Origin of the sequence: Rhodopila globiformis (assembly GCF_002937115.1) — a bacterium.
GTDB classification, from domain to species: Bacteria; Pseudomonadota; Alphaproteobacteria; order Acetobacterales; family Acetobacteraceae; genus Rhodopila; species Rhodopila globiformis.
On record NZ_NHRY01000272.1, the window covers coordinates 112,627 to 128,154 of the forward strand.

Genomic DNA, 15,528 nt, shown 5'->3' on the forward strand with positions numbered 1-15,528 from the left:
TATATTGTTACATAACCGGCGGGCGTGTATGGCCCTGGTAAACGGCCATGCCAACCACGTGCGTCACGCTCCGGCTGCCGGTCGCTGAAAACGGCACCAGCAACCGCTCGAACGTCAAAGGGTCGCCGTCGCCAAAGTCGAAGCGCAGCAGTTCATGCGTCGGCTCACCCTGCCGGGCGCAGCGCCAATAGGCCTCGGCGAGACCTGTCTCGTCTTCCGCCCCCACGTCCTTGTCGTGCAGCGGACGACCGAGTTCGTTGACCAGCGCCCGCCCGACCTGGACAAAACGCACGGACGAGGCGCCGGCTTCGACCACGGCGACGGTCAGCGCCCCGGTGGCGGCGAAACGGCTCCAGTCGAAGTCGCCGAGTTGCGGCAGGAATTCCGCGGCGCCGCGCTGCCGTGCCCAGGCGTCGTACAGCGAGCACAGCGGGGCGCTTTTCAGCCGGCGGCGGACGGGCGATTCCACTTGCACCGAACCCAGGCGGGACAGCGGCGCGTCCAACCGGTAGCGGAACCCGTCGGGCCCGTAGATCAATTCCGGCTCGCAGCCGAAATCACCACCGGCCACTGTCGAGACCAGCGTGGTTCCGAAGCCCCGCCGTCTCGGCGGCTCGGCCGGGGGGCCGCCCTGCTCGATCCAGTCAAACACCAGGCGCGGCTCCGCGGGCGGTCCGCCGATGTGCCATGTCACCGTCAGATGGCCGGCGGGATTCGACAGGGCGCCGTATTTCGCCGCATTGGTCGCCAGTTCATGGACGACCAGCGCAAACGTCTGCGCCGCCTTGACGGTCAGCATCAGGCCGGGGCCGCTGATGTGCACCCGTCCGCCGAAGGCCGCCAGTTCGGTCCGCAGCAGCCCCTCGAGCAGCGCGCCTTCGAACGCCTCGTGGGTCAGGGCGCCATAGGTCTGAGCCAGCGACTGCAATCTTCCGTTGAATGCGTCCCGACCCTCGGCCAGCGTCTGGTTGCCGGACAGGCTGCGGCTGGCGATCGACTGGATGACCGCAAGCAGGATCTTGCCGCGATGCGCAAGCTCCTGCAGGAGGGTCCGCTGCCGTTCCTCGGCCTGCTTGCGTTCGGTGATATCCTCGATCACCGCCACGAAATAAGCGACCGTGCCGTCGGCCGCGCGCACGCTGCTCAGGGTCACGTTGACCCAGACTGCGGATCCGTCCTTGCGCAGGAAGCGCTTCTCGACGCAGAACGAGTCGACCGCGCCGCTGCGCATGATTTCCATCTGCGTCGCGTCGGCATCGACGTCGTCGGGATGGGTGATGCCGCGATAGGTCGTCGCCAGCAGATCCTCGACCGGATAGCCGATGATCCGCTTCAGCCGATCGTTCACCCGCAGCCAGCGCCCGTCGGGGGCGATTTCGGCGATGCCGACGGCGGCGTTCTCGAACATGGCGCGGAAGCGTATCTCGCTCGCCCGCAGCGCCTGCTCCGCCTCCTTGCCCAGGGTGATGTTCACGTGCGCGATCACCGCGCCGGTGCCGCTGCCCAGGCCGATCGGCGAGACAGTCATCAGAAACCAGCTTTGCTCCCGCGGGCTGTGGCAGGGATATTCCATGGAGAACTGCGGCGGGTCTCCGGCCAGCACCGTTTCGATCCCGGCCAGCGCCTGGGCGGCATGGATATCGGTATCGGTGGCGGCGCGGCAGACCGCCAGGTAGTTCGCCCCGACCATGATAGCGGCATCGGCCGGTCCGCCGTTGCCGGCGGCATAGTCGCGCCAAGCCTTGTTGACCAGGATGATGCGCCCTGTGCGGTCGATCACCGCCAGATGGGCCGGCAGCGTCTCGACGATGCCGCGATACAGGTCCATGATGGCGGGATCATCGGCCCTCGTTGCCAGGGCGTCAGTCGTGCTGCCGATCGAGGACATCATGGCGAGCGATCATCCGGGGGTATGATTGGTAATGCAACAACTTTCGCGGCCCGGCGGCTGCCATGCCGTCGGATGGCTCGGACCGGCGTGCGGGAGCCGGCACCGTGGACGGAGCGCCGGTCACGCATGGCTCGATCAACCAGACGATGATCATCCGGAAAATTTGCACATTTACAATGAATATGGGTCATATGGTGTGTCGGGCCAAGATCCGGTCGTCCGAAGCCAGTCGGGAAAGCTGTCCTGTGGGGCCGGCGACTGAGATTGTCAACTGCTCAATAATTGAAGCGCAGGTCAAATATGACGTGACACATGAAATAATCCAGCAAAATCCGCAAATGCGCGGCATAGTATCCCAGTGCCGCCGCCGAGGCGCCCTGTCCCGGGGGGCACCCCGCGCGGCCATTGGGCCTGGGAAGAACGCCGGAGCGGGCACGCCGGCCCCTCCGCGTCATGGCCGGCGCAGGCCCCATTGGCGTTAAATCAGGGCTGGCCGTTGACTCTTCGTCATGACCCGGACATGCCGCATCGGCGCCAACTTAGGCGGCCAGCGGCACGGCCATTGCCTCAACGTCATGGTGGGCGAAGGCCCACCATCCGCGCCTTTTGCCGATACCAGCACCGCAAGGCGTGGATGGCGGCCCTGCGGCCGCCATGACGACGGAGCGGTGCGCCGCGTCCGGTCGCCTAAGTCAGCGCCTATGCGGACACCCCGGGCCATGACGGAATGGCAAGCGTCGCGCGGCCCGACTGTCCATGAATGCGCCACAGGCAGCGGTCATTCGCGGACAGCTCCGTCCGTCAGGTCGGATAAATGCCGCCGATCGGCGGCGCGTCAGCGCGACGCCGATCGGGTCGATGCTCCCATGGCGCGCACCAGCACGAGGCCCTGCTGCAGCTGGAAATCCGTCTCCGGCTTGTTCGGGTCCAGCGCCGGCCAGTTGGGCGGCGGCAGCTTCGGGATCTGCCGGGCCGCCTCGGGCACGTCGATGGCAGGCGGCGGCGGCTCGGGCGTGCCGCCGGTCAGGATATGGTGCAGCTCGGCCTCGCGCTCGCCGCCAAAATGCGGCTCGGGCTTGCGGGATTCCTGCACCACGACGTTGGGGGTGATCCCCTCGCCCTGGATCGAGCGGCCGGACGGCGTGTAGTACCGCGCCGTGGTCAGCCGGATCGCGCCGGCGCCGTTCAGTGGGATCAGCGTCTGCACCGACCCCTTGCCGAAGCTTTGCGTGCCCAGCACCAGGGCGCGGTGATTGTCCTGCAGCGCGGCGGCGACGATCTCGGCCGCCGAGGCGGTGCCGTTGTTGGTCAGGATCACCACCGGCAGGTTGCCCACCATGTCGCCGCCCGGCTTGGCCGCCCAGGCCTCGTCGTCGGACGGATGCCGCCCGTGCGTCGAGACGATGATGCCGTGGTCGAGGAAGTCGTCCGACACCGCGATCGCCTGGTCCAGCAGCCCGCCCGGATCGTTGCGCAGGTCCAGGATCAGGCCGGCGAGGTGCCCGTTTGCCTCGGCGCGCAGCTTCTTCACCGCGGCGCGGACGTTGTGGTTGGTCTGCTCGGTGAATTCGCTGATGCGGATCACGCCGATGTCGCCCATCAGCTGGCTCTTGACCGTCTCGATGTGGATGATCTGCCGCGTCAGCGCCAGCACGATCGGCTCGTCCACGCCCTGGCGCTTGATCACCAGGTTCAGGTGCGAGTTCGGCGGGCCGCGCAGCGCGGCGACCGCATCGTCCAGGCTCAGCCCCTCGACCGACTTGCCATCGACGGCGGTGATCAGGTCGCCGGGCCGGATGCCGGCGCGGGAGGCGGGCGTGCCGTCGATCGGGCTGATCACCTGCAGCACGCCGGCGTTCTCGGTCACGTCCAGGCCGATGCCGCCGAACTGGCCGGTGGTCTCGCTCTGCATTTCGCGCCACTGCTGCTCGGTCATGAAGGCGCTGTGCGGGTCGAGCCCGGTCAGCATGCCATTCAGCGCGTTGACGATCAGCGTGCGGTTGGACACCGGATCGACATAGTCGGCGCGGACCCGCCGCAGCACCGTGTTGAACAGCGCCAGCATGCGGTCTGTCTGCGCCTGGTCGGCCGGGCGCGCGGCGGCCGGCTGGATACCCAGTTGCTGCGACAGCGCCATGCACCCTGGCGCCGCAACAACGCCACCGACGAAACCCGCTCCCGCCAACAGGGCGGCCCCAACCCGTGTGAACTTCATGTACTCACCTACCCGGCCCAAAAAGCGTTTCCCTTGCGTAAATGGGATGCGTTGCCCCGATCGCATGTCCCCTGGCTTACATTCCTATCATGCATATGAGGCGGATTGCGGCCAATTTTCCCTGATTGCGATCCACTGATAGGCTTCCTCCCATGCGGCCGCTGACGCCGCAGCCAAGGGAGGAACGTTGTATGGATTTGGGTCTGCAAGGCAAGAAGGCCATCGTTTGCGCCGCCAGCAAGGGGCTGGGGCGCGCCTGCGCGATTTCGCTCGCGCGCGAAGGGGTGGAGCTGGTGATCACCGCCCGCACCGCCGCGACGCTGGAGGAAACCGCGGCAGAGATTCGCCGGACGACCGGCGCCCGGGTGACGGCGGTGCCCGGCGACATCACTAGCGAAGCCGGCCGGGCCGCGGCGCTGGCGGCCTGCCCGGCGCCCGACATCCTGGTCAACAACAACGGCGGCCCGCCGCGCGGCGATTTCCGCGAATGGGGTCGCGAGGACTGGATCAAGGCGGTGGACGCCAACATGCTGGCGCCGATTTTCCTGATCAAGGCGGTGATCGACGGCATGATCGAACGCCGGTTCGGCCGCATCGTCAACATCACCTCGGCGTCGGTGAAGTCGCCGATACCGGAGCTGGGCATGAGCAACGGCGCCCGCGCCGGCCTGACCGGCTTCGTCGCCGGGCTGGCGCGGCAGGTGGCGCGGCATAACGTGGTGATCAATAACATCCTGCCCGGCCCGTTCCTGACCGATCGGCTGCGCGCCGGCTTCACCGAGGCGGCGCGCCAGAGCAACCGCCCGGTGGACGAGATCGTGCAGGAGCGGCTTGCCGGCACCCCGGCCGGGCGGGCCGGCGATCCGGCGGAGTTCGGCGAGGCGTGCGCCTTCCTGTGCTCGGCGAGGATCAGCTTCATCGTCGGGCAGAACCTGCTGCTGGATGGCGGCGGGTTCAACTCGTCCAGCACGTGATGCCGATGGCCTGTCATACCGGCCGCCTGTGCGTTTGATCGCCACGCCGCGCCGCGCGTGATTCCGGCAGACGGCGCGGATGGCGGGCGGGCGCACCATGGGCGTTAAAATGGGGCTGGCTGTTGCCTCCTCGTCATGGCCCGGCGTGTCCGGGCCACCTGTCGCGGCACAGTGCTGGAATAGGTGGCCCGGACAAGCCGGGCCATGACGGAATGGCAAGCATCGTGCCGCCGCCACGCTATTCTAACGCCAATGGGGCGTGCGCCCCATGGGCGTTGCGACAAAGCCGGCGCGAGTGCCGTGCCGTCATTGGCCCGTTGCGGCCGTGCAGGTCCATTGGCATTTCGCCGGGAACTCCCGCCTGCGAATCATCCAGCACCCCTTCCGGAAATTCCTTTTCGATTCCGATCGGTCCGGAACCACTCTGATATGGGCCGGCGGGACCAGTATTATTCGTTGCTGCGCTTCCCTTTCAAATGGATTCAGGTTCGTTGGATATCCAAAATGTCATCAGGCCCACCGGGGCGTCATGCGTACCCGGCGCGAGCGCGATGGCGCCTCCGGCAGAAGATGACTGGTACCGGCCGCCGGAGGTCCTGCCCCCACTCCCTGCTGAGTTCTTGCAACGAGCGGCGGTGTTGTCCCTGGGGGACAAGGCAGCGGAAGAGCCTGGATTGGCGACCGGTTTTTAACACGGAGAACGCGAAGGGCCACAAAGGGCCACGAAGGGTGTGAACGAGTCAGCCGGCGATGCAACGCAGGCCGTATGCCAGTTACAAAGGATCTAGGGCGAAATAACCGCCGCCCGGATCGGCGCACCGGGCGTTCCCCGTCATGGCGGCTGCAGGGCCACCAACCACGCCTCGTGCTGATCACAGCAAAGGCTTGGAAGGCCGGCTGGAGCTGGTGCCCGGGCTTGTCCCGGCTACCGGCCATGATAGTTGGCCTGCCTATGCAACAAACTGGCCATGCAACAATAAGCGATTATTCTGCAACAAGCCCAAACAATGAACCGCCTCGGCCAGGCCCGGCGATGCCGCGATGCGCTTGATCGCCAGGCCAGGCCAGCCTTTATGACAAGACCGACACGTCAGGCTCCGGCTCGATCACCCACGCGCCGTTCGGCCTGGCGGCGGGCGTGCGGCCGGATCGTCCGGCAATGTAACAACAGAGCAAAGGCAGAGGACCGCAGCGGGCCACGCAGAAACGGTTATGGCGCTGCGGCAGAAGCGCATGGCGACCGCCCCCACCGCAACACCCGACGCCGGGCATCGTTGCATGGCCAGCTCGATGCATCTGTCTGGGTCGCACCACGGCACCATCCGCACCCGGCCGCGCAACGTCCCCCGGTCCCCTGTGGCCCTCGGTCACCCTTCCTTTTTCTCTGTGCGAACATAAATACCCCATCCACCACGCTGCCGCCGCCAAGGACGCACCGCTCCCCGATCAACACAGCGGCCTCCCCCTGCGCAGCCGATCGGACAGCCAGGGCGTGTCGCCGGGGTTCGCCGCCGCGTATGATGCGCAGCGGGCTTCCGCCGGCCTGATCATCTCGGAGGCGACCAATGTCTCCGCCCAGGCGCGCGGCTATGAATACACGCCGCGAATCCGGACCGGCGCGCAGGTGGCGGCCTGGCGGGCGTTGGAAACGGTCCGGTCCGGCCGGGCCGATCTGGTGAGCTTTGGCAGACCGTTCCTGTCCAATCCCGACCTCGTGGAGCGGATTCGCCGCCGCGGCCCGTTCGCGGAGCAGGCGCCGCGGGAAACCTGGTACGGCGGCGGGCGCAAGGGTTACATCGGCTGGCCGACGCTGGCAGCCTGAGGCTGGTACTCCGGAAAAGCCCGGAGCCGTGCCGATGCGAAATTGTTCTTGCTTTGGTCCACACGTCATAGTAGAAGAAGCGGGTAACCACACCAGTGCAACAAGAGGCGCCCTTCATGATCACCGCTGCCGTGCTGGACAAAGTCCTGGGCCTCCTCGCGCCCTTGTTCCGCGACGTGACGGCGGACGAGGACGCGGCCCGCGACGCCGCGCTGGCGACCCTGACGGGCTACGGCGCGCGGGACGACCGTGAACTCCGCTTCGCCGCGCTGGCGATCGCATTCAGCTTCGGCACGATGGAGGCGCTGAGCCAGGCGGCACAGCCCGACCTGCCGCCCAACCAGGTGCTGCGGTTGCGCGGCAATGCCAACGCGCTGAACCGCGCGGCGCAGCAAAACGAGGCTCGGCTGGAAAAGGCGCAACGGCAGCCGGTGGCGGAAACCGCATTCGACCGGCCAGCAGAGGCGAACGGAAGCCCGCCGGGTGCCGCCGGATCGGACGCCGATCTGCCGGCAAGCAGCGAGACCGCGGACCTGGTCGCTTTTGTCCGCGCCGCCTGGAAGGCCGAGAAAGCGGCGGCCGCGGCGCAGGCCACGCCGCCGGCGTCGCCACCGTCACGCCAGCAGCGCCGGTTCGCCGAGCGGCAGGCGGAAAAGCAGCGGCAGCGGGAATTGGAACAGGCCCGGCTGGCGCAACGCGCCGCGCAGCGTGACGCGGCCCAGACCGGGCGTATCGCGGCGGGGGCGTAGGCGGGGGCGGCGGTTCCATCATCGCACCGCTTCGGGCTTGAGCCGGCGTAACCGCTTCGTCAGGCCAGGCGATAACGACTGGCACCGGCATGGCAGGGCTCCTTCAGATACGCGTTAACCGAGAGAGACAGGGTCGCGCCCATTGCTTCCCCGTCATGGCCGGGCGTGTCCCGGCCATCCGCGCTTCGGCGGTCGGGGGTGGATGGCCGGGACACGTCCGGCCATAACGATAAGGCGACGATCGCGCCCTGTTCCCATTTGAGTTACAGCAGACCGCAGGTTGGTTGAGACACGGCGCACCTCACTCGTCATGGCCCGGCTTGTCCGGGCCACCTATTCCAGCACGTGTGCCGCGACAGGTGGCCCGGACGAGCCGGACCATGACGATGAAGACAGGCCGTCTGCGTCCCAACTAACCTGCGGTCTGCTGTAGCGCGTATGGGGCTCCTTCAAGGCAAGGATGCCCCCTGCCGGCATGACCGCTCGCACTTTGGGGGAAGTCGCAAAGATAACGGTCTCAAACGAAAGAGGGCCGCCCCTCGCGAGGCGGCCCATAGGGGTGTAAAGTTTTCCGACAGCCGAGGTCAGGCGCGGCGACGGCGGCGGCTGATCAGGCCGAGGCCGGCGAGGCCAACGCCAAGGAGAGTCATCGAGGCGGGTTCGGGGACGGTGTAATCGAAATTTTCCACCAGCAGACCAGTCGGGTTTCCACCATTTTGGGCGTCATTCACAACGATAAAATCGAGCGTGTCCTGCCCGGAACTCTCTCCCACGCCCGAGACGGAAAAGTACGAGAGGCTGGAAAAGCCGGCAGCTGTCTGGCTAGACGGGGCGCCGTTGACCAGAATCTCGGAACCGGAATTGTCACTCGCCCATTCGCCGGTGATCGTGAACGCCAGGCCAGCCTGAACCTGGAACGTCAACCGGTAATCGTAGGTGCCGCTCGCGGACGGATCCAGATTTGAATTGCGCCCGAAGGCCGATATCCAGTTGGAACCGGTGGGAGGAACCATCCAGTACGGAAACGGGAAACTCCCGTTGTCAGCTACCACAGTCGCGCCGCTCGACGTGCCGTCGGCCGAGGGAACCGACACCACGACGTAGTTGGTATCGACCTGACCGTCCGTCAGACCGGCTCCGGTGTTGACCAGACCCGTGATTGCGCCAGCGTAGGCTGGCATCGATACGAAGGCGGCGCAGGTCAGGGCCGCAGCCCATGCCCAGAGAGTCCTTTTCACGTGTTGACGTCCTTACAAAATCTCGTTGTCCCTTGAGGCCCGTGCCGAGCTTTACGTAACTCGTCCCGGCCCGGCCTTCACAAGCAAGCCGCATGCCAGCGCAGAATCACGTATCATTTCAACAAAAATGACTCGGTTTGTCGGTGCGAATTCAGAACTATGTAAAGAAGTCCGACATTCGGACTGCCATAAGGCCGCCCCCTCGCGAGGCACCCTCCGGGGGATTGTAAGGTTTTCCGACAGTCCTGGTCAGGCGCGGCAGCTGACCAGGTCAAGGTCGGCAGTGCCACGGCCATTCAGACCTCATCGAGGCAGCTTCAAGAACGTCGTCAACGGTAAGATCGGCTTTGGCGACACGGTTATCGGTACAATTGAAACAGACAAACGGCGTCGTTGCAACGGAACCGATGGGATGCCTGGTGCCGTTGCCACCGACGGTTATGAAAATCCGAACGGTTGCGTCAAAAAAATTGCCGCGGCTGTCGCGGCCGGCCAGCGTGGTCGGGTTCAAATTGCCCGGCGAATCGTTGATGCGGCCGCCGACCGCACTACCGGCGCCGCGAAGACGGGCGTCATGGTGCTGACGACGCCATCATCGGTTGTGCTGCCGCTGCGCCCGGCGATCATCCCGGCGCCATGATCCCAGTGGCGGTTGTCGCCGATCCGCGGCCTGGATCGTCGCCGGAGGCCGAGCCGTCGTGGTGGGTCGCGTCGGCCAGCAACCACGTGATCAGGCCAGGAGTGTCTGGTTCAAGGCCGAAGCCGTTGACATCCGGACACAGGATGACGGTGCTGCCCAAGCCTGAACAACCGCTTCGGCATGACGGGCCGCACGCTTCGATCGGCGGGTATGGCTGGCACCGATGAATATGGACCGGTTATCCAGGCTGCGCCCCTTACGGCGGACGAAACGAGCCTATCCCCCCAACGCCGCCGCCACAGCCTCGGCCACCGCGTCCTGGCCATCCTCGCGCAAACCGGCAATCACCCCGGCATGGTCCCCGGCAGGCCGGTTCTGGCTCATTTTCACTTTGCCCTCCAGCCGGGCGATTGCCAGCCGGATGCCGACGATGCCGCGCAGCATGCCCTGGATGTAATCGCCGGGCGCATCGGATACCGCCCAGGGCTGGGCGCGTGGCTGCTCATGCTGGTCGGTCAGCCGGGTCACCACGTCCAGCAGCGGACCGGGGTCGTCGAACGTCTCCAGCGTGCCATAGGCGTGGATCGCCACGTAATTCCACGTCGGCACGACCTTGCCGTGCTCCTGCTTGGCTGCGTAGTACGACGGGGTGATGTAGCCGTTCGGCCCATAGAAAATCACCAGCGTCTGCACCGTCGCATCGGCCATGCGCCCATGCGGATTGGCCTTCGCCAGGTGGCCGAGCAGCGTGCCATACGGCGCCGGGTGCGGGTCCAGCAGCAACGGCGCGTGGCTGGCGAACAGCCCCTGCGGCGTCATCGACACCACGGTGGCCGGTCCCGCGGCGCGGATCGCGGCGTGCAGGGCCTCGATGCGGTCTTCCTTGAAGGCGGCGGGAATGTACACGGCTCAGACCTCTGATCACACCACCGTATGATCAGCCTTCCGACGTTCCCAACGGTTGTTCACCGCGAGCCGTGGAGGGCCGGCACGGTCCGGCCATGACACCGCGAAAGCGGACGGAACGGAAGGATCGCTTCCGCCCCATCCGATCAGACCAATTCGCCTACAGCGCGCCGCCGCGTCGCCCGGCCATGGCGCCCAAACGCAGGCGCAGGGCGTTCAGCTTGATGAAGCCTTTGGCGTCGACCTGGTCATAGGCGCCCTGGTCGTCCTCGAACGTCACCACCTTCATCGAATACAGGCTGTTCGGGCTTTCCCGCCCGACGCAGGTGACGTTGCCCTTGTACAGCTTCAGACGCACCCGGCCGTTGACGCTGTGCTGGCTGGTGTCGATCAGCGCCTGCAGCATCCGCCGCTCCGGGCTGAACCAGAAGCCGTTGTAGATCAGCTCGGCATAGCGCGGCATCAGGCTGTCCTTCAGGTGCGCCGCCTCGCGGTCCAGCGTGATGCTCTCGATCGCCCGGTGCGCCGCCAGCAGGATCGTGCCGCCGGGGGTCTCATACACGCCGCGCGACTTCATGCCGACGAAGCGGTTCTCCACCAGGTCGAGCCGGCCGATGCCGTTGGCCTTGCCCAACTCGTTCAGCCGCGTCAGCAGCGCCGCCGGCGACAGCGCCACGCCGTCGACCGCCACCGGATCGCCGTTCTCGAAATCGATCGCGATCACTGTCGCCTTGTCCGGCGCGTCCTCCGGCCGGATGGTGCGCTGATAGACGATCTCGTCCGCTTCCTGCGCCGGGTCTTCCAGGATCTTCCCTTCCGACGAGGAGTGCAGCAGGTTGGCGTCGACGCTGAACGGCGCCTCGCCGCGCTTGTCCTTGGCGATCGGGATCTGGTGCTGCTCGGCGAAGTCCAGCAGCTTCGTACGGCTGGTCAGGTCCCATTCCCGCCACGGGGCGATGATCTTGATGTCGGGCTTCAGCGCGTAATACGACAGCTCGAACCGCACTTGGTCGTTGCCCTTGCCGGTCGCGCCGTGCGCCACCGCGTCGGCGCCGACTTGCTCGGCGATCTCGATCTGGCGCTGGGCGATCAGCGGCCGGGCGATCGAGGTGCCCAGCAGGTACTGGCCCTCGTACACCGTGTTGGCGCGGAACATCGGGAAGACGAAGTCGCGTACGAAGGTCTCGCGCAGGTCGTCGACGAAGATCTCCTTCACGCCGAACATTTCCGCCTTCTTGCGCGCCGGCCCGAGTTCCTCGCCCTGGCCGAGATCCGCGGTGAAGGTGACGACCTCGCAGTTATACGTCGTCTGCAGCCATTTCAGGATCACGCTGGTGTCCAGCCCGCCCGAATAGGCGAGAACGACCTTTTTCACATCCTTGACCGCCATGGCGCGGGAAACCTCCGAGGGAACATGCAGCCGCGGGGAGTAGCCCCCGCGGCTGTCCTCATGCAAGCGCCGATGGCATGTCGGGCCGTCAGTGCGTCAGGCCGGCACCACGTAGCCATAGGCGGTGTTGCTGCGCCCCTCGCCCTGGTCGAGATACGCGGCCTTGCGCTGCGCGATCCCGTCGTACGGCAGTTGGTCAGCCGCAGCGCGCAAGTCCAGTGCATAGAGCCGTGCGCCGTTGTAGCCCAGGATCGCGCCCTTCACCTGCCCATCGGCCGCGCCGAGCGGGGCGAAGCCGTGCTTCTTCTGCATGTCCTCGGGGATTTCCAGCCGGCGGAACGCCTCGATCTGCCACTGCGGCGAGCCGTACCAGACGGAGTCGGTGCCCCACAGGATATGGTCGTAGCCGACGCCCTTGACCAGCGTGCCCAGGAACGCCGCGCAGAACCGCGGGTTGGACACGGCCGAAACGGCGAAGCTTGTGCCGATCTCGGCGTACACGTTCTTCACGCCGTGCTTGTCAGGGATGGCAGCCAGGTCGGAAACCCAGCGGATATAGCCGGTGCGCTCGAACTCATCGAGTTCCGCCTGCGTATCCTCCAGGAACGGCCGCAGCGCCGAATGATAGATGATGAAATTGATCTGCGGCCAGTCCTTCGCGGCCTTCGGCAGGTCCTCGACTGTCGCATAGTGCCAGACGTTGGGGGTCGAGGTCTCGTAGTCCCTCGGCATCAGGCCCTTGTGGATGCAGATATTGGTGATGCCCGCGCGCACCGCCTTTTCATAGAACGGGTACATCAGCGTCTCGTCGTCCAGGCGCCACGGATAGCGCGTGGTCTTCACCGCCAGCGGATCGCCGATGGTATAACCCTTCCAGCTTGTCGGATGGACATCCGCGATGACCCGGTCCACCTCGTCCATCCAGCCGGGCTGCTTCGGCGTGATCAGCGAATGGTACAGCAGCCGCCGCGACCCGGCGACGCGGTTCACCGTGTCGGCTGCCTGCTTGATCTGGTCGTTGGACAGCAGCCACTTGCTCGGATCGTCGAACGGCGCGCCGCTCAGCAGGCCGATCTTGGTGTCGCTGTCGAAGTAGATCTCGCGCAGGAAGTTGGCGAACTTGTAGCGCTCCAGGGTCATCCCGACGGCTTCTTTCTTCATCGCCGGGTTCCAGTTCTCGGCGGCCCAATGGCCGAGGCCCAGCAGCCCTTCGTAGGAATAGTCATCGCGGACGAAATGCAGCTGGTCATCGAAGATGAACTGCTTCGACAGCCCGGCCGAGCGGGCCGCGGCCGCATCGGGCTCCGCCGCTTCCGCGGCATCGATCTTGAACAACGGGCCATAGACATCGTTCATGGCGACGAACGCGGCGGCCATGCCGCAGCCGGTCCGCAGGAAGCCGCGGCGATCGAGGCCGAGCTTGCGGCCGGCGGTGTCAGCGATGTCCTTCAGCCGCCCCTCGACCTTGCGTTGCTGCTCGGTCTGCGGCAGCGGATTGAATTCGCAGTTGGTGATCATTTGTGTCGGCACCGGCGACTGGAATGCCGCCTCCTCGGCCGGTGCAAGCCGCGCAAGCTCTTGTTCGCTCAGGTAACTGCCCATAAGCCCCTCCCCTTTCCAATGCTTTTGACAGTGACCAAGTCCACCGGCCCGGGTTCCTCGCCCTGGCCGGGATAGCGATGAAGGTGACAACCGCGCAGCAATCAGAGCGCATGCAGCCACTTCAGGATTTCGCCGGTAGCCAACCCGCCTGAAGAGGCAGAAGCGAGCAGTTACATCGTTGACGGTTTTGTTGCGGGACACCTCCAAGTGGATTTGCAGCCGCGGGGGTTAATCCCCGCGACTGCTCGCAAGTAAGCGTCAATAGGTTCAATCAGCCGATACGGCAGGCGTCAGGCCGGTACTACATAGCCATAGGCGGTGTTGCTGCGCCCCTCGCCTTGGTCGAGCCAGGCAGCCTTGCGCTGCGCGATTCCGTCGTACGGCAACTGATCGGCGGCGGCCCGCAGGTCCAGCGAATAGAGCCGCGCGCCGTTGTAGCCCAGGATCGCGCCCTTCACCTGCCCATCGGCCGCGCCGAGCGGGGCGAAGCCGTGCTTCTTCTGCATGTCCTCGGGGATTTCCAGCCGGCGGAACGCCTCGATCTGCCACTGCGGCGAGCCGTACCAGACGGAGTCGGTGCCCCACAGGATATGGTCGTAGCCCAGGCCCTTGACCAGCGTGCCCATGAACGCCGCGCAGAACCGCGGGTTGGTGGTGCAGGAGACGGCGAAGCTGGTGCCGGTGTCGGCATACACGTTCGTGACGCCGTGCTTCTCCGGGATGGCCGCCAGGTCGGAGACCCAGCGGATATAGCCGGTCTTCTCGAACTCATCGAGGCCCGCCTGCGGATCCTCCTGGAACATCCGCAGCGCCGAATGATAGATGATGAAATTCATCTGCGGCCAGTCCTTTGCCGCCTTCGGCACGTCATCGACGTTGGCATACTTCCACCGGCCGCCGGGGATCGAGGTTTCGTAATCCTTCGGCAGCAGCCCCTTGTGGATGCAGATATTGGTGATGCCCGCGCGCACCGCCTTTTCATAGAACGGATACATCAGCTTCTCGTCGTCCAGGCGGAACGGGTAGCGCGTGGTCTGCGGCGAGAGCGGATCGCCGATGGTGTAGCCCTTCCAGCTTGTCGGCCGCACCGTCTCGATCACCCGGTCCACTTCCTCGGTCCAGCCCGGCTGGCCGGGCGTGACCAGCGAGTGGAACAGCAGCCGGCGCGATCCGGCGATGTGGTTCACCGTCTGGGCCGCCTGCTTGATCTGGTCGTTGGACAGGAACCACTTGGTCGGATCGTCGAACGGCGCGCCGCTCAGCAGGCCGATCTTGGTGTCGCTGTCGAAGTAGATCTCGCGCAGGAAGTTGGCGAACTTGTAGCGCTCCAGGGTCATCCCGACGGCTTCTTTCTTCATCGCCGGGTTCCAGTTCTCGGCCGCGTAGTGTGCCAGGCCCAACAGCCCTTCGAAGGGATAGTCGTCGCGGACGAAATGCAGTTGGTCGTCGAAGATGAACTGCTTCGACAGCCCGGCCGAGCGGGCCGCGGCCGCGTCGGGTTCCGCCGCTTCCGCGGCGTCGACCTTGAACAGCGGGCCATAGACCTCGTTCATCGCGACGAAGGCCGCGGCCATGCCGCAGCCGGTCCGCAGGAAGCCGCGGCGATCGAGGCCGAGCTTGCGGCCGGCGGTGTCAGCGATGTCCTTCAGCCGCCCCTCGACCTTGCGCTGCTGCTCGGTCTGCGGCAGCGGATTGAATTCGCAGTTGGTGATCATCTGCGTCGGCACCGGCGACTGGAATGCCGCCTCATCCGCCGGTGCGAGCTGCGCGAGTTCACGATCGCTCAGGTAACTGCCCATGAGCCCCTCCCCCTTGCTTTATCTTTTCGGCGGAAACCGATCCTGTCGGCATTATTGCGGCAGGATTTGTATCTGCCAGTTCTTGCTTACGACTTTTTTATCGCAAGGGGCCTGCGGGGCTGTCAAGGAAAACGTCAGTGCGGCATGGGAACCGCATCATCACGACAATTAGCATGTTATTATAATGTAACTAATGCGCCGTCGGCCGCGATCGGCGGCCGCCCCGCCCCGTTAAGGGGTTGTTAACCCGGCATCGCGATGATGCCGGCATGTTCCCCAGCCCCAGCCCGCCCGACGTCGCC

General features: G+C 65.8%; 11 protein-coding genes. 4 read left to right on the forward strand and 7 right to left on the reverse strand.

Annotation, left to right across the window (positions count from 1 at the left end):
• Positions 1-7: 7 nt before the first annotated feature.
• Positions 8-1,891, reverse strand: a complete 1,884-nt coding sequence (locus tag CCS01_RS31280) for a PAS domain-containing sensor histidine kinase (protein ID WP_104523007.1) — start codon at positions 1,889-1,891, stop codon at positions 8-10.
• Positions 1,892-2,726: 835 nt separating this feature from the next.
• Positions 2,727-4,106, reverse strand: a complete 1,380-nt coding sequence (locus CCS01_RS31285) for a S41 family peptidase (protein WP_158258713.1) — start codon at positions 4,104-4,106, stop codon at positions 2,727-2,729.
• A 191-nt stretch (positions 4,107-4,297) separates the two neighbouring features.
• On the opposite strand from CCS01_RS31285, the gene CCS01_RS31290 reads away from it, so the two are divergent.
• The 3 genes from CCS01_RS31290 to CCS01_RS31300 all read left to right on the forward strand — a co-directional run bounded on the left by CCS01_RS31290 (position 4,298) and on the right by CCS01_RS31300 (position 7,651).
• Positions 4,298-5,080: an SDR family oxidoreductase gene (locus CCS01_RS31290; RefSeq protein WP_104523011.1), complete on the forward strand. Its 783-nt coding sequence runs from the start codon at positions 4,298-4,300 to the stop codon at positions 5,078-5,080.
• 1,465 nt (positions 5,081-6,545) lie between these two features.
• Positions 6,546-6,902, forward strand: a complete 357-nt coding sequence (locus tag CCS01_RS31295; RefSeq protein WP_275112989.1) for an oxidoreductase — start codon at positions 6,546-6,548, stop codon at positions 6,900-6,902.
• Between the two features lie 116 nt (positions 6,903-7,018).
• Positions 7,019-7,651 carry a hypothetical protein gene (locus tag CCS01_RS31300; RefSeq protein ID WP_104523015.1) on the forward strand — a complete coding sequence of 211 codons (633 nt, stop codon included), beginning with the start codon at positions 7,019-7,021 and terminating at the stop codon, positions 7,649-7,651.
• A gap of 584 nt (positions 7,652-8,235) precedes the next feature.
• On the opposite strand, the gene CCS01_RS31305 is transcribed toward CCS01_RS31300, so the two are convergent.
• Positions 8,236-8,889 carry a PEP-CTERM sorting domain-containing protein gene (locus tag CCS01_RS31305; RefSeq protein WP_104523017.1) on the reverse strand — a complete coding sequence of 218 codons (654 nt, stop codon included), beginning with the start codon at positions 8,887-8,889 and terminating at the stop codon, positions 8,236-8,238.
• A 283-nt stretch (positions 8,890-9,172) separates the two neighbouring features.
• Between CCS01_RS31305 and CCS01_RS33370 the strand changes: the two genes are divergently transcribed.
• On the forward strand, positions 9,173-9,529 hold the full coding sequence (locus CCS01_RS33370) for a hypothetical protein (protein WP_146102060.1): 357 nt from the start codon (positions 9,173-9,175) through the stop codon (positions 9,527-9,529).
• Between the two features lie 276 nt (positions 9,530-9,805).
• Here the strand turns inward: CCS01_RS33370 and CCS01_RS31315 are convergent, their stop codons facing one another.
• The 4 genes from CCS01_RS31315 to CCS01_RS31330 form a co-directional block, all read right to left on the reverse strand.
• Positions 9,806-10,435, reverse strand: a complete 630-nt coding sequence (locus tag CCS01_RS31315; RefSeq protein ID WP_104523021.1) for an FMN-binding negative transcriptional regulator — start codon at positions 10,433-10,435, stop codon at positions 9,806-9,808.
• A gap of 160 nt (positions 10,436-10,595) precedes the next feature.
• A complete protein-coding gene (locus tag CCS01_RS31320) occupies positions 10,596-11,825 on the reverse strand; it encodes an argininosuccinate synthase (RefSeq protein WP_104523023.1) in 1,230 nt (409 codons plus the stop codon).
• A gap of 96 nt (positions 11,826-11,921) precedes the next feature.
• Complete coding sequence (locus tag CCS01_RS31325; RefSeq protein ID WP_104523025.1) at positions 11,922-13,427, reverse strand: amidohydrolase family protein; 1,506 nt, start codon at positions 13,425-13,427, stop codon at positions 11,922-11,924.
• A 290-nt stretch (positions 13,428-13,717) separates the two neighbouring features.
• Positions 13,718-15,226 (reverse strand): amidohydrolase family protein, encoded by a 1,509-nt coding sequence (locus tag CCS01_RS31330; RefSeq protein WP_104523027.1) that lies wholly within the window; start codon positions 15,224-15,226, stop codon positions 13,718-13,720.
• Positions 15,227-15,528 lie beyond the last annotated feature (302 nt).

Coding starts and splice junctions, on each gene's coding strand:
- CCS01_RS31300 (WP_104523015.1), top strand. CDS start 7,019: ATGATCACCGCTGCCGTGCTGGACAAAGTCCTGGGCCTCCTCGCGCCC.
- CCS01_RS31320 (WP_104523023.1), bottom strand. CDS start 11,825: ATGGCGGTCAAGGATGTGAAAAAGGTCGTTCTCGCCTATTCGGGCGGG.
- CCS01_RS31280 (WP_104523007.1), bottom strand. CDS start 1,891: ATGATGTCCTCGATCGGCAGCACGACTGACGCCCTGGCAACGAGGGCC.
- CCS01_RS31285 (WP_158258713.1), bottom strand. CDS start 4,106: ATGAAGTTCACACGGGTTGGGGCCGCCCTGTTGGCGGGAGCGGGTTTC.
- CCS01_RS31330 (WP_104523027.1), bottom strand. CDS start 15,226: ATGGGCAGTTACCTGAGCGATCGTGAACTCGCGCAGCTCGCACCGGCG.
- CCS01_RS31325 (WP_104523025.1), bottom strand. CDS start 13,427: ATGGGCAGTTACCTGAGCGAACAAGAGCTTGCGCGGCTTGCACCGGCC.
- CCS01_RS31290 (WP_104523011.1), top strand. CDS start 4,298: ATGGATTTGGGTCTGCAAGGCAAGAAGGCCATCGTTTGCGCCGCCAGC.